Origin of the sequence: Erwinia sp. INIA01, from assembly GCF_025947915.1 — a bacterium.
GTDB lineage: Bacteria > Pseudomonadota > Gammaproteobacteria > Enterobacterales > Enterobacteriaceae > Erwinia > Erwinia coffeiphila.
This window is the reverse complement of sequence record NZ_JAPDNC010000005.1, coordinates 166,350-184,547: the sequence shown is the minus strand read 5'-3', so window position 1 is coordinate 184,547 and position 18,198 is coordinate 166,350. Positions and strand designations below refer to the sequence as shown.

Here is an 18,198-nt window from a genome sequence, read left to right as displayed (position 1 = left end):
CGGTCAACCCATTGACTGATCTCGCCGCGAAAACAGCCAATCCAGTACTTGTTAACCAGTCTTTTATTTTGTACTTTAAAGACCTGTTAAACAGTCTCGAAAGGTATTCCCATGCCACACCTTATTCTAAGCGATACCAGTGCCAGCGTTAGTGAACTGAAGAAGAATCCAATGGCAACCGTTAACGCAGGAGAGGGTTACCCGGTTGCTATTTTAAATCGTAATCAACCTGCTTTTTACTGCGTGCCTGCGGAACTGTACGAGAAAATACTTGAAGCGCTCGACGATAATGAACTGGTAAAAATGGTGAGTGAGCGTAGCAATCAGCCCCTGATTGATGTGGATCTGGACAGTTACCTATGAGGTATACGGTTAAATTCAGGGAAGATGCGCTGAAAGAGTGGCAGAAGCTGGATAAGACCATTCAACAGCAGTTTGCTAAGAAACTGAAGAAATGCTGTGATAATCCACATATTCCCTCGGCCAAACTTCGTGGCGTAAAGGATTGTTATAAAATTAAACTTCGCTCGTCGGGTTTTCGTCTGGTGTATCAGGTGATTGACGATAAAGTTATTATCGCCGTTGTCGCGGTGGGTAAACGAGAACGTAGTGAGGTTTATAATCTGGCCAGTGAACGGTTGAGATAGTCTGCTGAATTAGCAGATATTGATAACGTTAGAGTCCCTGCTCCTGCCGTCTCTGGTTCTGCACCTTGCGGGCCGGAATGCTGACCAGCTATCACGTTTCTGTGCTCGGGGGGAATCGCTGCACATTCCGCATCTGGCTTATCGCGGCTGGCCGGAACGCGGACCCGCTGTCACATCCATGTCCGCTCGGCCTCGCACGTCCATGTGCTCGGACGGTCCGCTTATCCGTCCAGCCCCGATTGCCTGCATGCTTCGGCGTTGCTGCCTGAACAACCGAGTCTTCTTCGGCAGCAACGCGATGGTCTGAAAGGAGAGAACGTTACGGGACAGGTTAGCCGGGTGTCTGCCGCACGGATGCGGCAGTCAAGCCTACATGGACGTATTTACGGCGACCCGGCGATCTGCCCGTTACGGTCGCCCCGTACATGGAACTAACCGCGATCTACCCATAATGGTCGCCATGTTTACCGATTATTCAGCGAAAATAACGAACACAGAAGGCGGCACATCCCTGTGCCTGAACAATCCGTTTATCAGGCAGAAAGCTCTTTACGAACGATCTCTGCACCGGCGCTCAGGGCTTCCAGCTTGCCGGTAGCAACCTGACGGGATAACGGCGTCATACCGCAGTTGGTTGATGGATAAAGCTTATCGGCATCCACGAACTGCAGCGCTTTACGCAGCACATCGGCAACCTGTTCCGGCGTCTCGACGGTGTTAGTGGCCACATCGATCGCGCCGACCATCACTTTTTTACCGCGAATCAGCTCAAGCAGATCCATCGGTACGCGGGAGTTCATGCACTCCAGTGAAACGATATCGATGCTGGATTTCTGCAGTTTCGGGAACACCTCTTCATACTGGCGCCACTCGGTGCCCAGCGTTTTTTTCCAGTCGGTATTGGCTTTGATGCCATAGCCGTAGCAGATATGCACAGCCGTTTCGCACTTCAGACCTTCAACGGCGCGTTCCAGAGCGGCGATGCCCCAGTCGGTCACCTCGTCGAAGAAGACGTTGAAGGCTGGCTCATCGAACTGAATGATATCGACACCGGCCGCTTCCAGCTCTTTCGCTTCCTGGTTCAGGATCTTAGCGAATTCCCACGCCAGCTTTTCACGGCTTTTGTAGTGACCATCATACAGCGTGTCGATCATGGTCATTGGACCCGGCAGCGCCCACTTAATCTGCTTATCGGTCAGCTTACGTAAAAACTTCGCATCTTCCACGAAAACGGGTTTTTTACGTACTACTTCACCAATGACCGACGGCACGCTGGCATCGTAACGATTACGGATACGAACGATTTCGCGCTTTTCAAAATCAACGCCGCTCAGGTGTTCAATAAACGTGGTCACGAAGTGCTGACGGGTTTGCTCGCCGTCGCTGACAATATCAATCCCTGCACGAACCTGATTATCCAGCGTCAGGCGTAAAGCATCCTGTTTACCCGCAATTAACTCATCGCCTTCTAATTTCCACGGTGACCAAAGCGTCTCCGGCTGTGCCAGCCATGTTGGTTTCGGTAAGCTGCCAGCGGTTGACGTAGGTAACAAAATTTTCATGAAAAATGACCTTGTATATTGGGTGGATCAAATAGCGTAATCAGCGGACCATTCTTCAAGAACGGCCTGATAAGGTTTGATAAAGTGCAGCTCGGTGAACTTGCCTTGCTCAACGGCTAGCTGGCTACGTTCTACTCGATCGTAAACAATCAGAGTTAATGAGTGATCCTGATGATTCAGGCTTGGCTGATAGCACTGCCCGGCCGCCGAGTTCGCGTTGTAAATCTCAGGTCGGTAAATCTTCTGGAACGTTTCCATGGTGCTGATGGTCGCAATCAGCTCCATATTGGTGTAATCGCTCAGCAGGTCGCCGGTGAAATAGAAGGCCAGCGGCGCAGCGCTATTTGCAGGCATGAAGTAACGCGCATGCAGGCCCATCTTGGCGAAATAGTGATCGGTCAGGGACGGTTCGTCCTGCTGATATTCAATACCCAGCACAGGATGGACATTCCCCGTGCGGGTGTAGACGTTTTTGCTGGAGACGCTCAGGCAGATAACTGGCTGCTTGGAGAAGTGCGCTTTATACGTTTCGGACTTCACGAAGCATTTAAAAATGTTGCCGTGCAGATCGCCGAAATTCTCCGGCGTGCTGAATCCCGTTTTACCTTTATTATGCTCTGACAGCAGCACGCTGAAATCATAATCACGAACGTAGGAGGAGAAGTTATTGCCGACAATACCTTCAATGCGTTCGTTGGTTTCTTTATCAATGATATTGGTTTTTAAAATTTCAATCACCGGGAAAGCACTGTTGTGATTTTCGCCAGTAATATTTAAATCAACCGAAATAATATCAAGTTCAATAGCGTAACGATCGCTTTTGGGATTATCCCAGTGCGCCAGGTTATTGAGGCGATTATTCATCATCACCAGGGCATTGCGCAGGTTTTGCTGGCGAGTTTCACCGCGGGCCAGGTTAGCAAAGTTGGTGGTGATGCGCGTATTTTCGGATGGATTATAGTCTTCATCGAAACGCGTTTTTTTAATCGAAAAATTAAATTCTTGAGTCATGGTAACCTGCCGTCTTGATTTCTGAATTAAAGCTGAATTTATTTATTGCCTTCTCAAATTTGCAATGTTCTTCTGGCTTTTCACTTCAGCAATCTTCATGATTGTCTATAGTAATTAATGCACATTTTATGCCAGACTATTTGCGTGAGGAAAAGTGATTTAATTTCACCGAACATGAAGGAATTTCATGATCGTGTGGGGGCGATGCGGTTTTGGACATGTTGGGCAGATTCAACGTCTGGCTTCAGTCGCTTCAGTCTGCGGGCATGGCGTATCGGGGTTGTCCGAACACGGACCTGCTGCCACGTCCCTGTCCGCTCGGCCCCGCACGTCCAGGTGGTCATGGGCCCGTTTATCCGCCCAGTTCCGATTGCCTGCATGTTTCTGAGTTGCAGCCTAAAAACCCGCTGCTTTCTTCTTCACGCTCTGCTAAGTTAAAACAATGAACAATACTTTCTCGGCGTCATCCCACTCAGCGATCATTATTATCACCTGTTTGACTTAGGTGGGATAACACACGTCATTTTCCCGCCGGTAAGGCGGGCCTTACCGGTCATCAACCAGTGAGGTCAGTTATGAATAGCAATACGCCAGCAAAGACAGAAAAAGCCACGCTCCACCTGCTGTGTGGAAAAATCGCCTCCGGTAAATCTACGCTGGCTGACAAACTATCCGCCTCTCCCGGTACTATGATCATCAGTGAAGATCGCTGGCTTGCTGCACTTTATGCCGGTGAAATGCATTCCGTCGCCGACTATGTGCGCTGCGCCGCGAAGCTCAAAGAGGCGATGAAACCGCACCTGGTTTCCTTACTTCAGGGCGGCGTTTCGGTGGTGCTGGATTTTCCGGCAAATACCCGGGCGAATCGCGACTGGATGATGAGCATTGTTGAGACATCCGGTGCAGATAATCGGCTGCACTATCTGAAGGTTTCTGATGAGGTATGCAAAGCGCGTTTGCGTGCTCGTAATGCGGAAGGTTCACACGATTTTGCGGCGACGGATGCACAGTTTGAATTAATCACCCGCTATTTCGCCGAACCCGGAGTGGATGAAGGTTTCGAGGTGATTGAATACCGTTAAGTCCTTCTCCTTTGCCCCTGCTTGATATGTTTTATTGGCTGGCACAGGGTGGGATCTTTCTCATTGTTAATATATTTCACCAAGATATTCATTTTATTTGAATAACAATCTGAGTTTTATCCCATCCGTTGCCTGGCCTGCTCTCCAGCCGTTCGGACCATTTTGAATAAAGGAAAAACCTGACTTTTAAGTGACTTGACAAAAATTTACTTTCCGCCGTTGGCTATTTCGCTTTCATTGATAATGGTAATGTCTATCAAACTCATTACTAATTGCTAGAAATATTCCGAGCGAACAATGAAACGCACAAAAATAGCTACTGCTTTAACATTCATTCTGGCCAGTAACATGGCCTGGGCCGCGGAAGAAACGATGACCGTTTCAGGCAATATTCTTGGAGATTCGCGGGCCGAAGAGGTGAAAACCTGGGCCGGAAGCCGAACGGTCATTAGTCACGATCAGTTGCAAAAAGGGGCTAACCGTACGCTGGACGATGCGCTACAGCGCCTTCCCGGGGTGAAAATTCAGGATGAGACCGGTACTGGCATTCTTCCGCAGATTTCCGTACGTGGTCTTTACGACAGTCGCAGCGGTCGGGCCCAGCTGCTGGAGGATGGTATTCCGCTGGTACTGGCTCCGTATGGTCAGGAAGGCATGTCGCTGTTCCCGGTCAGCTTCGCTACCATCGATAGAATTGATGTGGTGCGTGGCGGAGCGGCGGTACAGTACGGCCCGAACAACGTGGGGGGCGTCATCAACCTGATCAGCAAGCCCATTCCACTGAAGTGGGAAAATGAAATCGCCGAGCGCGCAACCTTCTATGGGAAAGGCCGAAACCTCTGGGATACCTACCTGCGTACCGGCGGCATGCTGAATGATGATTTCGGCCTGCAGGTGGAAGCGAACCAGGTAAAAGGGAACTCATTCCGCGCTGACAGCGCCAGCGAAGTGCAGAACCTGCGCGTGCGCGGCCTGTGGAATATCAATGAAGATACGACGCTTAACCTCTCCTATCAGTATTACGATGCTCATGCCGACCTTGCCGGTGCGCTAACCGCGGACGACTATCGCCGCGATCGTCGGCAGAATACCCGTCCGTGGGATAACTATGATGGCCACACAAAACGCTACAGTGCAGTCTATAACCAACAGCTGGGTTCCCTTGGATTCATCGACCAGGCAGAATTTAACTGGATGTTCTTTGGCCATGAATCCAAACGTGATTTCCACGTTGGAATGAGCAAAGTCGCTGGTCAAAGCTGGAATCCATCGCTACCTGCCGACATTGTGCAGAACTCACCACGCAGCTTCAAAGTCTGGGGCACGGAACCACGCCTGAGCATGGACATCAATGGCAACAGCGTGAACCAGCAGTGGATCATCGGCGGGCGCTTTGTCAGTGAAGAAGTGGATTATCAGGTGCGTCAGAAAACGCTGGCGACCGGCACCACGGCAATCACTCGTGACTGGAGCTTTGATGACCGGGCCTGGGCAGGGTATATCAGCAACGCCATAAAACTGTTTGACGACGCACTGACCATCACCCCGGGAATGCGTTTTGAGCATGTGAATGAGAAATACACCGATAAAAATAGCGGTCAGCACTTCTCTTCTCCGGACGATCAGTGGCTGCCAGGCTTGACGGTCGGCTACCAGCTGACCCCTACGTGGTTCCTGTATGCCGATATGCAAAAGAGTCTGCGCCCGGCACAGGTTACGCAGATCGTGAAGGGGGGCGATGTCAGTTCCGAACTGGCGTGGAACTATGAGAGCGGCGTGCGCTATACGCCGACGAAAAATGTCAGTCTTCAGGCCGGGTTGTATCGCATCGACTATAAAGATCAGATTTCTTACGACAGCGTCAGCGACAGCTACCTGAACATTGGCCGCACACGTCACCAGGGCGTGGAGCTGGAAGGGTTCTGGAGCCCGGAAGCGGTTGAAGATCTTAAACTGCACGCCGGTTATGCATACTTGCAGGCTGAGCAACGTAATGGTCTGAATGCCGGGAAAGACGTGCCTTATGCTTCACGCACTCAGGTCACCCTGGACGGTAGCTATGACTGGCGTGGCACCACTTTCTCGCTGGCGGGCTATTACTTCAGTAAATCGTATTCTGATGCGGCCAATACACGTGAAGAAAACAGTGCCGGTTCAGTTGGGCAACTCCCTTCCTACTGGGTATGGAATGCACAGGTCAGCCGCGACCTATACAAATCTAACGATACGCTGCTTAACGGTTATGTTGGCGTTAATAACCTGTTCAACCGCGACTACTGGTTCCGCGGTATCGACACCAGCCCGTGGGGACGCCAGCCTGCACCGGGTCGTTCCGTTACTGCCGGACTTAGCCTGAAGTTCTGATTAACGGTAAAATAACGCCAGCTTGAGGAAGCCAGTTCGTAGTGAACTGGCTTTTTTTTATGGCTGTAAGAAGAACAAACCGCTATAGGGAAGGCCAACGTATTCCCGATAGGCAGTGGCGAGATCGGCCTGTGGATCGACATCGGCGAAGGCCTGAGGATGGAAAAGTTTGGCCATGGCTTCCAGCGCAATCACATTAAACGGACTATCGTAAAACTGATGATAGATCGCCATGATCCGCATTGATTTATCTGCTGACAACACGCTAACTCCCTGCCGCTGCATGAGCGATTGTAAGCGGGGCAGAGCACTGGCTCGCGTCGCTTCATAGCCTAGCGCCACGGCCTGCGACGTGCCGCCGCGCTGGCTCCAGTCCGCTCCACTCATCAGATAAACATCCGGGCGCGCAACGATCAGCAGTTCCGCGCTGATGTCTCCGCCCTGCGGTGGGACTTTATCGGCCATCAGGTTTCGTCCGCCTGCTACCGGAATAAACTGACCAAAGCTTTCACGCCCGAACACGGCACAGCAGCCGTCGCCGGTCATCCCGGCATGATTTTCAAACACCACGCCCGGCCACTGTGATTGTGGTATTGCCGCGACTCGCTGCGCTGTCCGTTCCAGCAGACTTTGCCAAAGGTTGAGAAATCTGTCGGCGTTCTGCTGTTCACCGGTCACCTGCCCGAGCAGGCGCAGACTTAAAGGCGTGTTGGTTAATGGCTGCTGGCGAAAGTCGATGAAAATCGCTGGAATGCCCATTTTTTCCAGCAGCGCCAGAGTACCTTCATTCTGTAGCCTGGGAAGAATGCCAATATCAAACACGACAAGGTCAGGCTGTAGTGCACTGGCATTTTCGACGCTGAATGTGCTGCGATAGGGATTGATAAATGTTGGAATAGCCGACAGCTTTGGCGCGCTGCGTGCAAAGTAGCGCGCCATATCCGGCGCGCGAGTTTTCAGTGAATCATCCCAGGCGACGATGCCTTTTAGGGGATCTCCAGGGTGCAGTAAGCTCATTGGCAGTAGCATACGGCTGTCGGCCAGTATCACTCGCGAAACCGGTGCATTAACGGTAACGTGCCTTCCGGCAATATCGATGACTTCAACGGCGGCCGACCAGCCGTGAAGGGGCCATAGCACTAAATTTAACAACAACAGCCTGATGTAGTTCAATTATTGGTTTCCCTTGTTACGGCCTGAATTTGCTCAACATAATAGCAGTTTGTATGATGCGGTTCAGTCACTTCAGCTTCAGCTTCCACTCCCGGCGTATCGGGGCCGGCCGGAACGCGGACCCGCTGCCATGTATTGTACTCGGCTGATTTTACTCACCTCATCAGCATGATGCTGACGAGGTATTTTCGCCTAGCTCTGTTCCACCCCATTCAAAATGTCGCGAATATTTACCAGCGCGTTACGCACTGCTGCACCTCCGGCGTAAAAAACCAGCTGGAGCACGGTTTCAATAATCTCTTGGCGGCTTGCTCCGGCATTTAGCGCGGCCTGGGCATGCGCCCGCAGCTGCGGAACCGTGTGCCCAAGCGTAACGCAGGAAGCAATCACCACCAGTTCGCGCGTTTTAGCATCCAGACCCGGCCGGGCAAGGATTCCACCCATCGCCCATTCGATAGAGATATCGGTAAAGTCGGGGCAAATATCCGCCATATCCTGGCGTAACGCTTCTCCCGCACCGTTACCATACAGTTGATTAAATAAGGCTAAACCGCGTTCGCGAAGTTCTGGATTTGAAATCATTTTAAGCTCCTTCATCAAGTGAAGTGCCATTAAAACTCACTGACAAAAATTGATAAACGGCAGTATATTTGTATCTTTCACAAGTTTGGTTTGATAATCGTGAATAAACTGGAAAGTATGGCGGTATTCGTTCGAGTGGTTGAGCGGGGGAGTTTCAGTGCGGTGGCGGACGATATGCGTCTGAGTGGAACGATGATCGGGCTGCATATTAAAGCGCTGGAGTCACATCTTGGCGTTCGCTTACTTAACCGCACAACGCGCCGCCAGAGCCTGACGGACTTCGGCCAGGAATATTATCAGCGTTGCCGCCGCATTCTGGCCGACATCGAAGAGACGGAGTCACTTGCTCAGGTTCAGCAGCAAGACCCCCGTGGAAAACTGAGAGTCGCCTGTCCTGTCTCTTTTGGCGTTCATGCACTTTCGCCCGTTACGGCACGCTTTCTGACCCGCTGGCCAGAACTGACCCTTGATTTGGTGCTGAGCGATAAGGCCATCGACATGGCCGAGGAAAGCATCGACGTGATGATAAAAATCGGCGATCTGGAAAACCTGAACTCGCTGGTCGCGCGCCCGCTGGCGTCCTATCGGTCGATCGTATGCGCTTCGCCCGATTATCTGCATGAAGCGGGGACACCTGCAACGCCTGAAGAGCTTAGCCGACATCGCTGCCTGGGTTTTGCTCATCCCCTTGCAGGCAGTGAATGGACACTTCATCAAGGAAACAAGTCAATCAGGGTTCCGGTGAATATCGTAATGTCGGTGAATAGCGGCGAGGCCTTGCGCAGCGCGGCACTTAACGGCCTGGGAATTATGATGCAGCCAGAAGTGCTGATAGCCGATGATGTGCGAGAGGGTAGATTAGTTCCGCTATTAAGCGAGTACCAGCCTGTCGCCAAACCGGTGCATATTGTTACTTTTGCCGATAGGCGACAGCTGCCAAAAATCCGTCTGTACGTCGATTTTTTACTGCAGCAGTTTCGAGAATCGCTTTGCCTGGCGGGATAGCCCGGATAAATCAGTACCAGCCCGTGCAATATGTTGATGTGAAACAGTGCCTGAATCAGCATCCTGTATCCCTGAATTCACCAATGTTATTTATGTCGGGCGGATAAGTGGGTTTTATTCGTCTCTGTGCGGACTTAGATTCAACAATTACACGCCATAATAATGAGTATCTTTGTTGTCATTACCGGAATGACTCGGCGTGTGATATCTCACATTGCGGATTTGTTCGTGAACCATTGAATGGAATATACAGGATGCGAAATACCGATCATCTGGGTGGCATTACCGCCTTTGTCACCACCGCCCGTCAGGGCAGTTTTACCGCAGCAGCGGAGAAACTCGGGCTGACAAAATCAGCCGTGGGTAAAAGTGTTGGTCGCCTGGAGGCCAGACTCGGGCTTAAACTCTTTCAGCGATCCACACGGCGTCTTAGCCTGACTCCCGATGGCGAGCGGTTTCTGGCAAGCTGCCAGAATGCGATAGATATTCTTGAACAGGCAGAGGCCGAACTGACCTCGCATATTGTCCAGCCTTCTGGCCGACTTCGGATCGATCTGCCCGCTGCGTTTGGCAGACAGCGTATTTTGCCTGTGCTGTTAGAAATCACACAGCGCTATCCCCAACTGGCCTTGACTGTCACGTTCAGCGAACGCTTTGTCGATCTCATCGAGGATGGTATTGACCTCGTCATTCGAATTGGTGAGCTTGCCGACAGCAGTGGACTGGTTGCCAGAAGACTGACCACGCAGAAATTGGTTATTTGCGCCTCGCCTGACTATTTACTGTCTCACGGTGAGCCCCTTTTATCTGAGGAACTGAACCAGCACCAGTGCGTTGTGGGGTTTCGCCGCAATCAGCCCATCTCATGGCTACTTAAAGAAAAAGAGGGCCAGATTTCACGTTACACCCCGCCCGCAACACACGAGTTTGCTGACGGCGATGCCATTTTAATGGCGACGCTCGCTGGCTGCGGGCTTTCACAATTACCACTGTGGCTGGTTAGCAAACATCTGGAATCAGGGGCTCTCAAAGAGGTACTGATTGGGCATTCCGGTGGCGAAATGCCCATCAGCGCGCTGTGGCCTAAAAACCGTCAGCTGTTACCTAAAATCCGCTATGTCGTGGACACGCTGGTAAAGGCCGCAGAGGATGGCTTGCTGGACTGATTTCCCGGCGATGCGGTTGCCTCAGATCGTCTCTTTACATAACGGTGCGGATTGAGCGTCAGAACTGTGCTTGATCAGAATGCTGACGAATGCCAGTAGCGCGAAAATCACACTGCTCAGAACGACCGAATGTGTACCGAGTCGGGCGATGAACCAGCCACCCGTCAGGGAGCCGAGCGTAATTCCCAGGTTGGAAAACGACATATAAAGACTGTTAGCAAATTCAGGTGCTTCGCTGGCTTCACGCATCAGCCAGGTCTGGCTGACAACCAGGCCTGAGGAGTGGAACGCACCCCAGAACACGGTCAGCAGGCACATCAGTAACGGTGAAAAGCCTACAAACCACACCAGTAACAGAAGCACCGTGAAAAGCAGTGGGTAAAAGACAGTCGTTTTGACGACGTTCTTCTGCAGGAAGCCGCTGAACACAAAATTACCGGCAAAACCGCAGACGCCAAACAGGATCAGCATGGCACTGATGGCGTTATTGTTCAGGTGCGTGACGCGGGACAGATAATCCGCGATGTAGCTGAAACTGGAAAACATTGCGGCAAAAATTAATGTGACTGTGGATATGGTCAGCCACAGTTTGCCTTTACGCAGTACGGAAAGCTGGCTGGAGAACGACACCTTTTCTCGGGCTGGCATTGACGGCATCAGGAATAAAACGCCGATAAAGGCCAGAACGCAGGCGGCGGCACCAAAATAAAAGGCTGCTGATAAAGAAAAATGATCGGCAATCAGAGAACTGAGTGGCACTCCGAGCACCAGCCCGATCGCCACGCCCGCAAAGACTTTGGCTGTCGCGCCCGCCGCTTTTTCCTTCGGTACGGCATTAGCAGCCACGACCAGCGCCACGGCAAAGAAGACGGCATGAGCCAGCGCCGGCAATATGCGAAACACCAGCATCAGGCTGAACACGTCGGTGCTGGCATAGATCAGGTTCGACACGATAAAGACGACAAGAATGCTCAGCAACACCGTTTTCTTATTCAAGCCGGAGAGCATCAGGGTGATGAAAGGTCCGGTTAAGGCCACGATGATGGCATAGATACTGACCAAAAATCCCACCTGAGTCGGCGTGACGTGTAACTGAGTTACCAGTTTTGGCAGTAGGCCGATGATGGCGATTTCGGTGGTGATAACGCCAAAAACAGCCACAGACAGCGCCAGTAAAAGCAGCGCGCTTTTATTTTGCATGAAAAACCCCTGGAAAAATCGCAGATGAAATCTGAAAGTTAAATAGCGAGAAATAACCTTGAAGCATTATTTCCCGCTTAACTTTCTGGAATGTGTATCATCGCTGAGTTTAATCAGGGCGGAAATACGGGTTCAGGCGTATCTATGGTGACATAGATTCTTCAATAAAATAATTATAATTCAGCAAGCAGGGCTGCCTTTACCGCTGGTCGTGACTCGATGTGCGTCATATAAGTCGACAGCGCGGACCAGCGTTTAAGATCGATGGCGAAGAACCTGCACCAGCGCAATACGGTAAACAGATAGGCATCGGCAACGCTAAAAGTATTCCCGGCCAGATAGTCGCTCCCTGAAAGGACCTGCTGGAGGAAATCAAACCGCCGGAACAGTTTTTCGCAAATAGCCGACCGGGCTTCCTCGGGCAACGTGGTGTTAAACAACGGCGCAGACCCGGCGTGGATTTCACTAGTGATAAAATTCAGCCACTCCTGCAAACGCAGCCGCTCCCAGCTTCCTGCCGTTGGCACCAGCCCGCACTCCGGCTTCAGTTCGGCCAGATACTGCACAATAACCGGCCCCTCGGTCAGAATCTGACCTTCTGTAAGCTCCAGCGCAGCTACATAACCCTTGGGATTGATGGCGAGAAAATCACGTCCGTCCTCGGTCTTTTTAGTTTTATTGTCTACTTTGACCAGTTCGAACGGCAGGCCAAGCTCGCGCAGAACAATATGCGGTGACAGCGAACAGGTATTGGGGGCGTAATAGAGTTTCATGATGGCTCCTGGAGTATTAACAATCAGCGATGCGCCTGTCGTAACGCGCTGTGGGCACTATGTTTATCGCGAGTGTTTCTGTAAAATTAATCTTTAAATCAATAAGCATTAGCTGAGCTACTGTTCATCATGATGAATCTCCTCCACTGGCGTCTGCTGGTCGCTGCGGCTGAGGCCAGCAGCATCTCGCGTGCCGCGGAACGCGTTGGCATAACTCAATCCGGTGCCAGCCAGGCGATTGCTCAGCTGGAAGCTTCGCTGGGATTCCAGGTGTTTATTCGTGAAAGGCGGCATTTCTCCGTCACCGCGCTGGGCGAGCAGGTAATCGCCCATGCGCGTAACATGATCGCGGAACTGGACGCGATCCGCGATCTGGCCAACGACAGTAAGGGCTTAAGCCATGGATGCATCCGGCTTGGCAGTTTTCCCTCGGTCATTTCAACGCTGCTACCGACACTGCTGCGTGACTTTCACCGCCTGCATCCGGGGATCGATCTGGTCGCGCTGGAAGGTAGCGATGAGGAAGTTGAGGAATGGCTGGCCGCAGATACTGTAGAGCTGGGAGTGGTGCTTAATCCCGAGCCCGGCCGGGCGGAGGTGGTGCTGGGGCGTGATGAGTGGGTTGCCGTGCTGCCTGCAGGCCATGCGCTTGCCCGGCGCGCAACTACCGGAGGAATCACGCTTGATGAGCTGGCCACTCAGCCTTTCATTCTGGCAACCGGCGGGTGTACGGTGAATGGAAAAAGCCTGGTGGAGCTGGCCGGGCTGCACCTGGCCGATGTAAGGGTAACCGTGCGCGACTGGATCAGCGCCTGCATGCTGGTGCGTGAAGGCATGGGCGTGGCGATTGTACCCGAATCAGCACTGCCTGAAGATCGGCGAGGGCTGCGTATGCTGCCGCTGACGCCGACCATTTACCGTGAGTTCGCTCTGGTGTGCTCCTCGGCAGGCAGGTCTTCCCGGGCAACGCAGGCGCTACTTGCAGGACTGAAAAAAAACGGCCGCTGATGTGCCTTGCAGGGCACTGTACCTAGCGGTTAACCGTAATCCCCATCCTGTCCAGCAGCACCAGCGCCTGCACGCTGTCGAGCGTCACGCCTTCAAGATTCATCCCGCGCAGGTCAAGATCGCCCAGTTCGGCACCGCTTAAATCGCAGTGGGTAACGTTGACGCTTGCCCAGTCAAATGAGGCAAATTCGCCGCCGGACAGGTCTGAGCCACTGAACGTGGCACCGCGCGCGACCACGCCGAGCCAGCGGTTGTCTTTCAGTTCACATTTTTCAAGTATGGTTTTCGAGAGATTGGCATAGCTGAGGTTGCTGCCGGTGATGATCGCGCTGCAAAACCAGCTGCGGGTGGTGATCATGTTCATAAAGCTGGTTTCACGAAAGTCCGCGCCTTGTAACCGACAATCGCGAATTTCAATGCCCAGCGCGCTGGCATTTCTGAAATCGGCCATGGTTAAATCACAGCTTTTAAAGCTGGCATCCTTGAGGATTGCGCGGCGGAAGTTCGCGCCCTGCTGCGTCTCTTTGTTATAAAAAATACAGCCGGTGAAGACGGTACCGGTCAGATCGGCACCGGAGAAATCACAGTTCAGAAAGGACGCGTTCTCAATCTTTTCGCCGGTGAATCTGCCCGCAACAATCTTTTCATTGTTCAGTATCAATGCCATTTAAAAGCCTGTTTATCTGCACAGTTGTTCAGCGCATTCTAATCGGGCTGCAAGGGCAAGGAAACCGCCCCGACGGGTTCAGGGCCGGAGATCGCACAAACGTCAAAATGGAAATGTCATTCAAGAAACCGCCTGCTTAACCATCACCTTGGCTGCGTGAGGTGACTGAGGGTTTCCGTTGAGAAGATTTTTGTGCGCCTTTATACTGTATATATATTCAGTGTTGTTGATAACGGAGTAACAGCGAAATGAGTCGTGACAGATATAACCTATCGATAGCCGTCTTCGTCCTGCTTCTTAAGGGGGATGAAATCTGCATGCTGCGTAGAGGCCATACTGGTTGGATGGATGGTTGCTTCAGTTTACCCGCAGGTGGTCTGGAGCAGGGTGAAACCCTTTGCGCCGCAGCGATCAGAGAATTAAAAGAAGAAACCGGCGTTGATGCCGTGCCTTCAGAACTGACGCTGGCGCATACCATGCACGTATGGACTGAAAACCGCTCATGGATAGGGCACTATTTTATTTGTCGGGAATGGAGTGGTATTCCCTGTCTTGCGGAACCCGACAAGCATGCAGAAATAGCCTGGAAAAAAAGATCGGATCTGCCAGAAGAAACTATCCCCTATGTCCGGCAGGCCATTGCCGCCGTTGAAGACGGTGAACGTTATTCCGAATACGGCTGGTGACAGGGATCGAACACATTGCCAAGATACGGTTAAGCTTTCGAAAGCGGCTTAACCGTATAGCGATCTTTTGCGTATGGCGTTGTCACAACAGAATGGCGTTATTCTGCCTTGAAAATACCCAGCATCGCTGGGAAGTCATCGACCAGATAATCGGCCTGAGAGGCGAGCAGCTGTTCCCGGCTGTGCGCACCCCACGTCACCGCACAAGTCGACACGCCTGCCGATTTTCCCATCATAATATCGGTTGTTGCATCGCCGATCATGATGGCGTTATCTTTCCCTGGCGATTCCGCCCCGAACGACTGGAGCGCGACCTCAATACCCTGAGGGTGTGGTTTATAGTGCTCAACAGAGTCGGAACCAATAAACAGATCGATATACTCCGCCAGGCCAATACTCTGAGCATTACGCTGCGCCACGTCGGTCTTCTTACTGGTGATAATCGCCGTCTTCTTGCCTGCCGCTTTTAGCTGCTGAAGAAACGCCACTGCCCCCGGAAAAGCAGTGATGTGTGTGTCACCCGCTTCCCGATAGATTTCACGGAATCGGCTAAGCAACTGGGAAAATTGTTCTTCGCTAAAGTGTGCCGCACCCATTTCACGGAATGAAATCTCAATAGGTATTCCCATAAAATGGACGATCTGCTCGGCTGAAGGAGCGGACAGGCCGAAGGATTCGAAAGCGCCACGGGTGGCAATCACCGAGCATTCTGATGAATCGGCAAGCGTGCCGTCGAAGTCAAAAAGACAATATTTGTACATTGTGTTATCTCAATTACAGGAGTGAAACATCAATGCTGCGAGATTATTCACTAAAAACCGCGCTCATCAAACCCGACCATTCTCTGGTTTTCAGCAGGCTGGACATCTCATCATCCGTCAGCTGCCTCTTTTCAACGCCATTAGCGGTAACCGTTTTCAGCATATTACCCAGCAGAATCACGCGTCCTTCGGGGAGGTGCTGCACGATTACCAGCTTTTGCACAAAAATGGCATCAGGATGCGTGGAATTAAGGTAGTTGGCCGGGGCGAAATCAATCCACTCCTGCGGGGTCAGATCGAAGCCGTATTGATTGCACCATTCGCCCTCGACCTTCGCCTGTAGCAGATACTCGCCTTTAGCATCACGGGACAGCCGGAAGGTGTCGAAGTCCTGAGAAATATCGCTATCAAGATCGTCCAGCGCCACTGGCGCGCGGATACCGTAGCTGCCGAAACCCAGGTCGCAAAGCCACTGACGGCCATCGACTTCAGCCACCACGGCCATATGGGTTTTCGGCCGACGTACAGGGTAAAACATCGGACGCGCGGCGACGAAACGGTAAGGAATTCCCAGTGCTTCCAGCGCCATGGCAAACAGCCCGTTGACCTCATAGCAGTAGCCGCCGCGGTCCCGCTGCATGAGTTTTTCGGTTATCTCTTCCGGAACCAGTGAAACAATCCTGCCCGCCTGCACATCCAGATTCTCAAACGGCACCGCAAAAAGCTGATGGCGCATGATTGCCCGCAGCGTTTCGGCGCTGGCGGCTGTCGGGCCGGTGTAGTTGATTCGGCGTAAATAGGTAGATAGATCAAAGTTGTTACTGTGCATAATGCCTCCCTGACATGTGTGTGGTTGAGACTATAGATGGTGCAACGCATTGCCTGTATAGTCAGATTTATCGAAAATCAGACTGTACAGATCGCTATGTCCGCCCCGTCACTTTCTACTCCACACTATCGTCGAATCGCTGAAATGCTGCGCCAGACCCTGGCTTCAGGTGCCCTGCGGCCGGGCGATCGGATGATCTCCGCACGTAAACTGGCGGAGCGCGAACAGGTCAGTCTGCCCACCGCGCTCGAAGCGCTTCGCTGCTTGGAGGCCAAAGGGCTGATTGTTGCCCGCCCGCGCTCGGGATATTTTGTCAGTCAGGTAAATGCAGCCCGCAGCAAGCACTCCTTCGCTCCATCAACCGGCCCCGTTCCGGTGACCATGTCCGCCGTTGCCCGTTCGTTGTTCAGTAGTGCTGAAACGCGGCTGGTGCCGCTTGGCGCGGCGCTGCCCGATCCGGCCTGGCTACCCGGGGCGACGCTTCAGCGCGCGCTTCATGCAGCCAGTCGTCGGCTGGATGCGCACGGCCAAAGCTACAGCCTGCCGCCGGGCAGGGCCGATCTGCGCAATAATATTGCCACGCGTGCCGCAAAGTGGGGAGCCCGCTTTAGCGCGGACGATCTGGTGATCGCTGCCGGTGCAACCCAGGCGCTGCGCCTGGCTTTACGCGCCGTGAGCAAGCCTGGCGACGTCGTGGCGATTGAGCAGCCCGCCTACTTCGGTACGCTTTTGCTGCTGGAAGATCTCGGCCTGAAGGCGCTGCAAATTCCTACCGATCCTGCCGAGGGGCTGCTACTGGCGCCGCTGGAAGATGCCATTCAGCGCCATCGCCCGGTGGCGGTACTGGCCTCGCCGACGGTGCAAAATCCGCTCGGTGCCAGTATGACGGTAGCGAAAAAGCAGGCGCTGGTTGCGCTGATGGAACGCGCTGGCATTCCGCTTATAGAGGACGATGTTTACGGCGATCTGGTGGGTGAAGAACAGCGCCCTCCGGCCTGTAAGGCGTTCGACCACAGCGGTAATGTGATTTACTGCAGTTCATTGTCTAAGACCCTGGCTCCCGGCTGGCGAATCGGCTGGATTGCCGCCGGGCGCTACCACCCGCAGGTGATGCAGGCGCGGATGGCCGGGGAGTGGGCCGGTGCGCCGCTACTGGAAGCCGCAACCAGCGAGATCCTGGCGAGCGGTGACTACGAGCGCCATCTGCGCCGCCTGAAAACCCGAATTGCAAAGGGAGTGCAGGCGGTAATCGCGCGGGTCAGATCCAGCTTTCCGGCGGGTACGCAGGTCATCATCCCCGCCGCCGGTTTTCTCTTATGGGTAGAACTTCCCAGGTTGGTCAACGCGCTGGAAGTGCATCGCCGCGCGCTGGCGCTGGGCATCGGCGTCAGCCCCGGTCCGCTGTTTTCCCCTGGTGCGGAACTTCAGAACTTTCTGCGATTGAACTGCGCCAACGAACCGACGCCGCATCTGCTGAATGCCGTGGATCAGATAGGTGCGCTCTGTTATCAGTTGGTGGGGGAGGCGGTAAGGTGAGTCTTTTTATGATCATAATCTTACGTTCTAAATCTAACTGACACTCTTTAGTGTTGCTGGTGGTGATTGATTTATCAGGATATGCTGTTACCCATTCATCAAAGGACTTGTGAATAAAAATGTTTATTTTATGCGTTTCTGTCATC

General features: G+C 52.7%; 18 protein-coding genes. 9 read left to right on the top strand and 9 right to left on the bottom strand.

The genetic code is table 11. The annotated features are described in order from the left end of the window. Positions 1–111 precede the first annotated feature (111 nt). Together OMR58_RS10960 and OMR58_RS10955 are read left to right on the top strand one after the other, a co-directional pair. On the top strand, positions 112–363 hold the full coding sequence (locus tag OMR58_RS10960) for a type II toxin-antitoxin system Phd/YefM family antitoxin (protein ID WP_200560824.1): 252 nt from the start codon (positions 112–114) through the stop codon (positions 361–363). Beyond that, positions 360–647: a type II toxin-antitoxin system RelE family toxin gene (locus OMR58_RS10955; protein ID WP_200560825.1), complete on the top strand. Its 288-nt coding sequence runs from the start codon at positions 360–362 to the stop codon at positions 645–647. Before OMR58_RS10960 ends, OMR58_RS10955 begins: the two co-directional genes overlap by 4 nt. Before the next feature lie 533 nt (positions 648–1,180). Here OMR58_RS10955 and OMR58_RS10950 read toward each other — a convergent pair. After that, entirely contained in the window at positions 1,181–2,209 is a 1,029-nt protein-coding gene (locus OMR58_RS10950; protein WP_264545915.1) for a methionine synthase, read from the bottom strand. Positions 2,210–2,236: 27 nt separating this feature from the next. Next, the gene (locus tag OMR58_RS10945; RefSeq protein ID WP_264545914.1) at positions 2,237–3,220 is read right to left on the bottom strand and encodes a DUF1852 domain-containing protein; all 984 of its coding nucleotides are present in this window, start codon (positions 3,218–3,220) and stop codon (positions 2,237–2,239) included. Between the two features lie 575 nt (positions 3,221–3,795). Here OMR58_RS10945 and OMR58_RS10940 point away from each other — a divergent pair. Next, positions 3,796–4,302 carry an AAA family ATPase gene (locus OMR58_RS10940; RefSeq protein ID WP_264545913.1) on the top strand — a complete coding sequence of 169 codons (507 nt, stop codon included), beginning with the start codon at positions 3,796–3,798 and terminating at the stop codon, positions 4,300–4,302. Positions 4,303–4,674: 372 nt separating this feature from the next. Continuing rightward, entirely contained in the window at positions 4,675–6,666 is a 1,992-nt protein-coding gene (locus tag OMR58_RS10935) for a TonB-dependent receptor family protein (RefSeq protein WP_264545912.1), read from the top strand. 57 nt (positions 6,667–6,723) lie between these two features. Here the strand turns inward: OMR58_RS10935 and OMR58_RS10930 are convergent, their stop codons facing one another. Together OMR58_RS10930 and OMR58_RS10925 are read right to left on the bottom strand one after the other, a co-directional pair. After that, entirely contained in the window at positions 6,724–7,839 is a 1,116-nt protein-coding gene (locus OMR58_RS10930) for an ABC transporter substrate-binding protein (RefSeq protein ID WP_234480287.1), read from the bottom strand. 192 nt (positions 7,840–8,031) lie between these two features. Next, complete coding sequence (locus tag OMR58_RS10925) at positions 8,032–8,421, bottom strand: carboxymuconolactone decarboxylase family protein (protein WP_264545911.1); 390 nt, start codon at positions 8,419–8,421, stop codon at positions 8,032–8,034. 99 nt (positions 8,422–8,520) lie between these two features. On the opposite strand from OMR58_RS10925, the gene OMR58_RS10920 reads away from it, so the two are divergent. Further along, positions 8,521–9,426, top strand: coding sequence for a LysR family transcriptional regulator (locus tag OMR58_RS10920; protein ID WP_264545910.1), 906 nt, complete (start codon positions 8,521–8,523; stop codon positions 9,424–9,426). A 254-nt stretch (positions 9,427–9,680) separates the two neighbouring features. Next, positions 9,681–10,592: a LysR family transcriptional regulator gene (locus tag OMR58_RS10915; protein ID WP_200544387.1), complete on the top strand. Its 912-nt coding sequence runs from the start codon at positions 9,681–9,683 to the stop codon at positions 10,590–10,592. A gap of 21 nt (positions 10,593–10,613) precedes the next feature. On the opposite strand, the gene OMR58_RS10910 is transcribed toward OMR58_RS10915, so the two are convergent. Both OMR58_RS10910 and gstA read right to left on the bottom strand, forming a co-directional pair. Further along, positions 10,614–11,792, bottom strand: coding sequence for an MFS transporter (locus OMR58_RS10910; RefSeq protein WP_264545909.1), 1,179 nt, complete (start codon positions 11,790–11,792; stop codon positions 10,614–10,616). 173 nt (positions 11,793–11,965) lie between these two features. Beyond that, positions 11,966–12,565 carry a glutathione transferase GstA gene (gene gstA, locus OMR58_RS10905; protein WP_264545908.1) on the bottom strand — a complete coding sequence of 200 codons (600 nt, stop codon included), beginning with the start codon at positions 12,563–12,565 and terminating at the stop codon, positions 11,966–11,968. 129 nt (positions 12,566–12,694) lie between these two features. Between gstA and OMR58_RS10900 the strand changes: the two genes are divergently transcribed. Further along, positions 12,695–13,573: a LysR family transcriptional regulator gene (locus OMR58_RS10900; RefSeq protein ID WP_264545907.1), complete on the top strand. Its 879-nt coding sequence runs from the start codon at positions 12,695–12,697 to the stop codon at positions 13,571–13,573. A gap of 22 nt (positions 13,574–13,595) precedes the next feature. On the opposite strand, the gene OMR58_RS10895 is transcribed toward OMR58_RS10900, so the two are convergent. After that, positions 13,596–14,240 carry a Qnr family pentapeptide repeat protein gene (locus tag OMR58_RS10895; protein ID WP_200560842.1) on the bottom strand — a complete coding sequence of 215 codons (645 nt, stop codon included), beginning with the start codon at positions 14,238–14,240 and terminating at the stop codon, positions 13,596–13,598. Between the two features lie 248 nt (positions 14,241–14,488). Between OMR58_RS10895 and OMR58_RS10890 the strand changes: the two genes are divergently transcribed. Then, positions 14,489–14,926: an NUDIX hydrolase gene (locus OMR58_RS10890; protein WP_200560843.1), complete on the top strand. Its 438-nt coding sequence runs from the start codon at positions 14,489–14,491 to the stop codon at positions 14,924–14,926. 98 nt (positions 14,927–15,024) lie between these two features. On the opposite strand, the gene OMR58_RS10885 is transcribed toward OMR58_RS10890, so the two are convergent. Beyond that, on the bottom strand, positions 15,025–15,687 hold the full coding sequence (locus OMR58_RS10885) for an HAD family hydrolase (protein ID WP_264545906.1): 663 nt from the start codon (positions 15,685–15,687) through the stop codon (positions 15,025–15,027). Between the two features lie 43 nt (positions 15,688–15,730). Next, positions 15,731–16,516: an arylamine N-acetyltransferase family protein gene (locus tag OMR58_RS10880; protein WP_200560845.1), complete on the bottom strand. Its 786-nt coding sequence runs from the start codon at positions 16,514–16,516 to the stop codon at positions 15,731–15,733. Positions 16,517–16,612: 96 nt separating this feature from the next. Here OMR58_RS10880 and OMR58_RS10875 point away from each other — a divergent pair, with 96 nt between their 5' ends. After that, a complete protein-coding gene (locus tag OMR58_RS10875) occupies positions 16,613–18,052 on the top strand; it encodes an aminotransferase-like domain-containing protein (RefSeq protein WP_370569895.1) in 1,440 nt (479 codons plus the stop codon). Positions 18,053–18,198 lie beyond the last annotated feature (146 nt).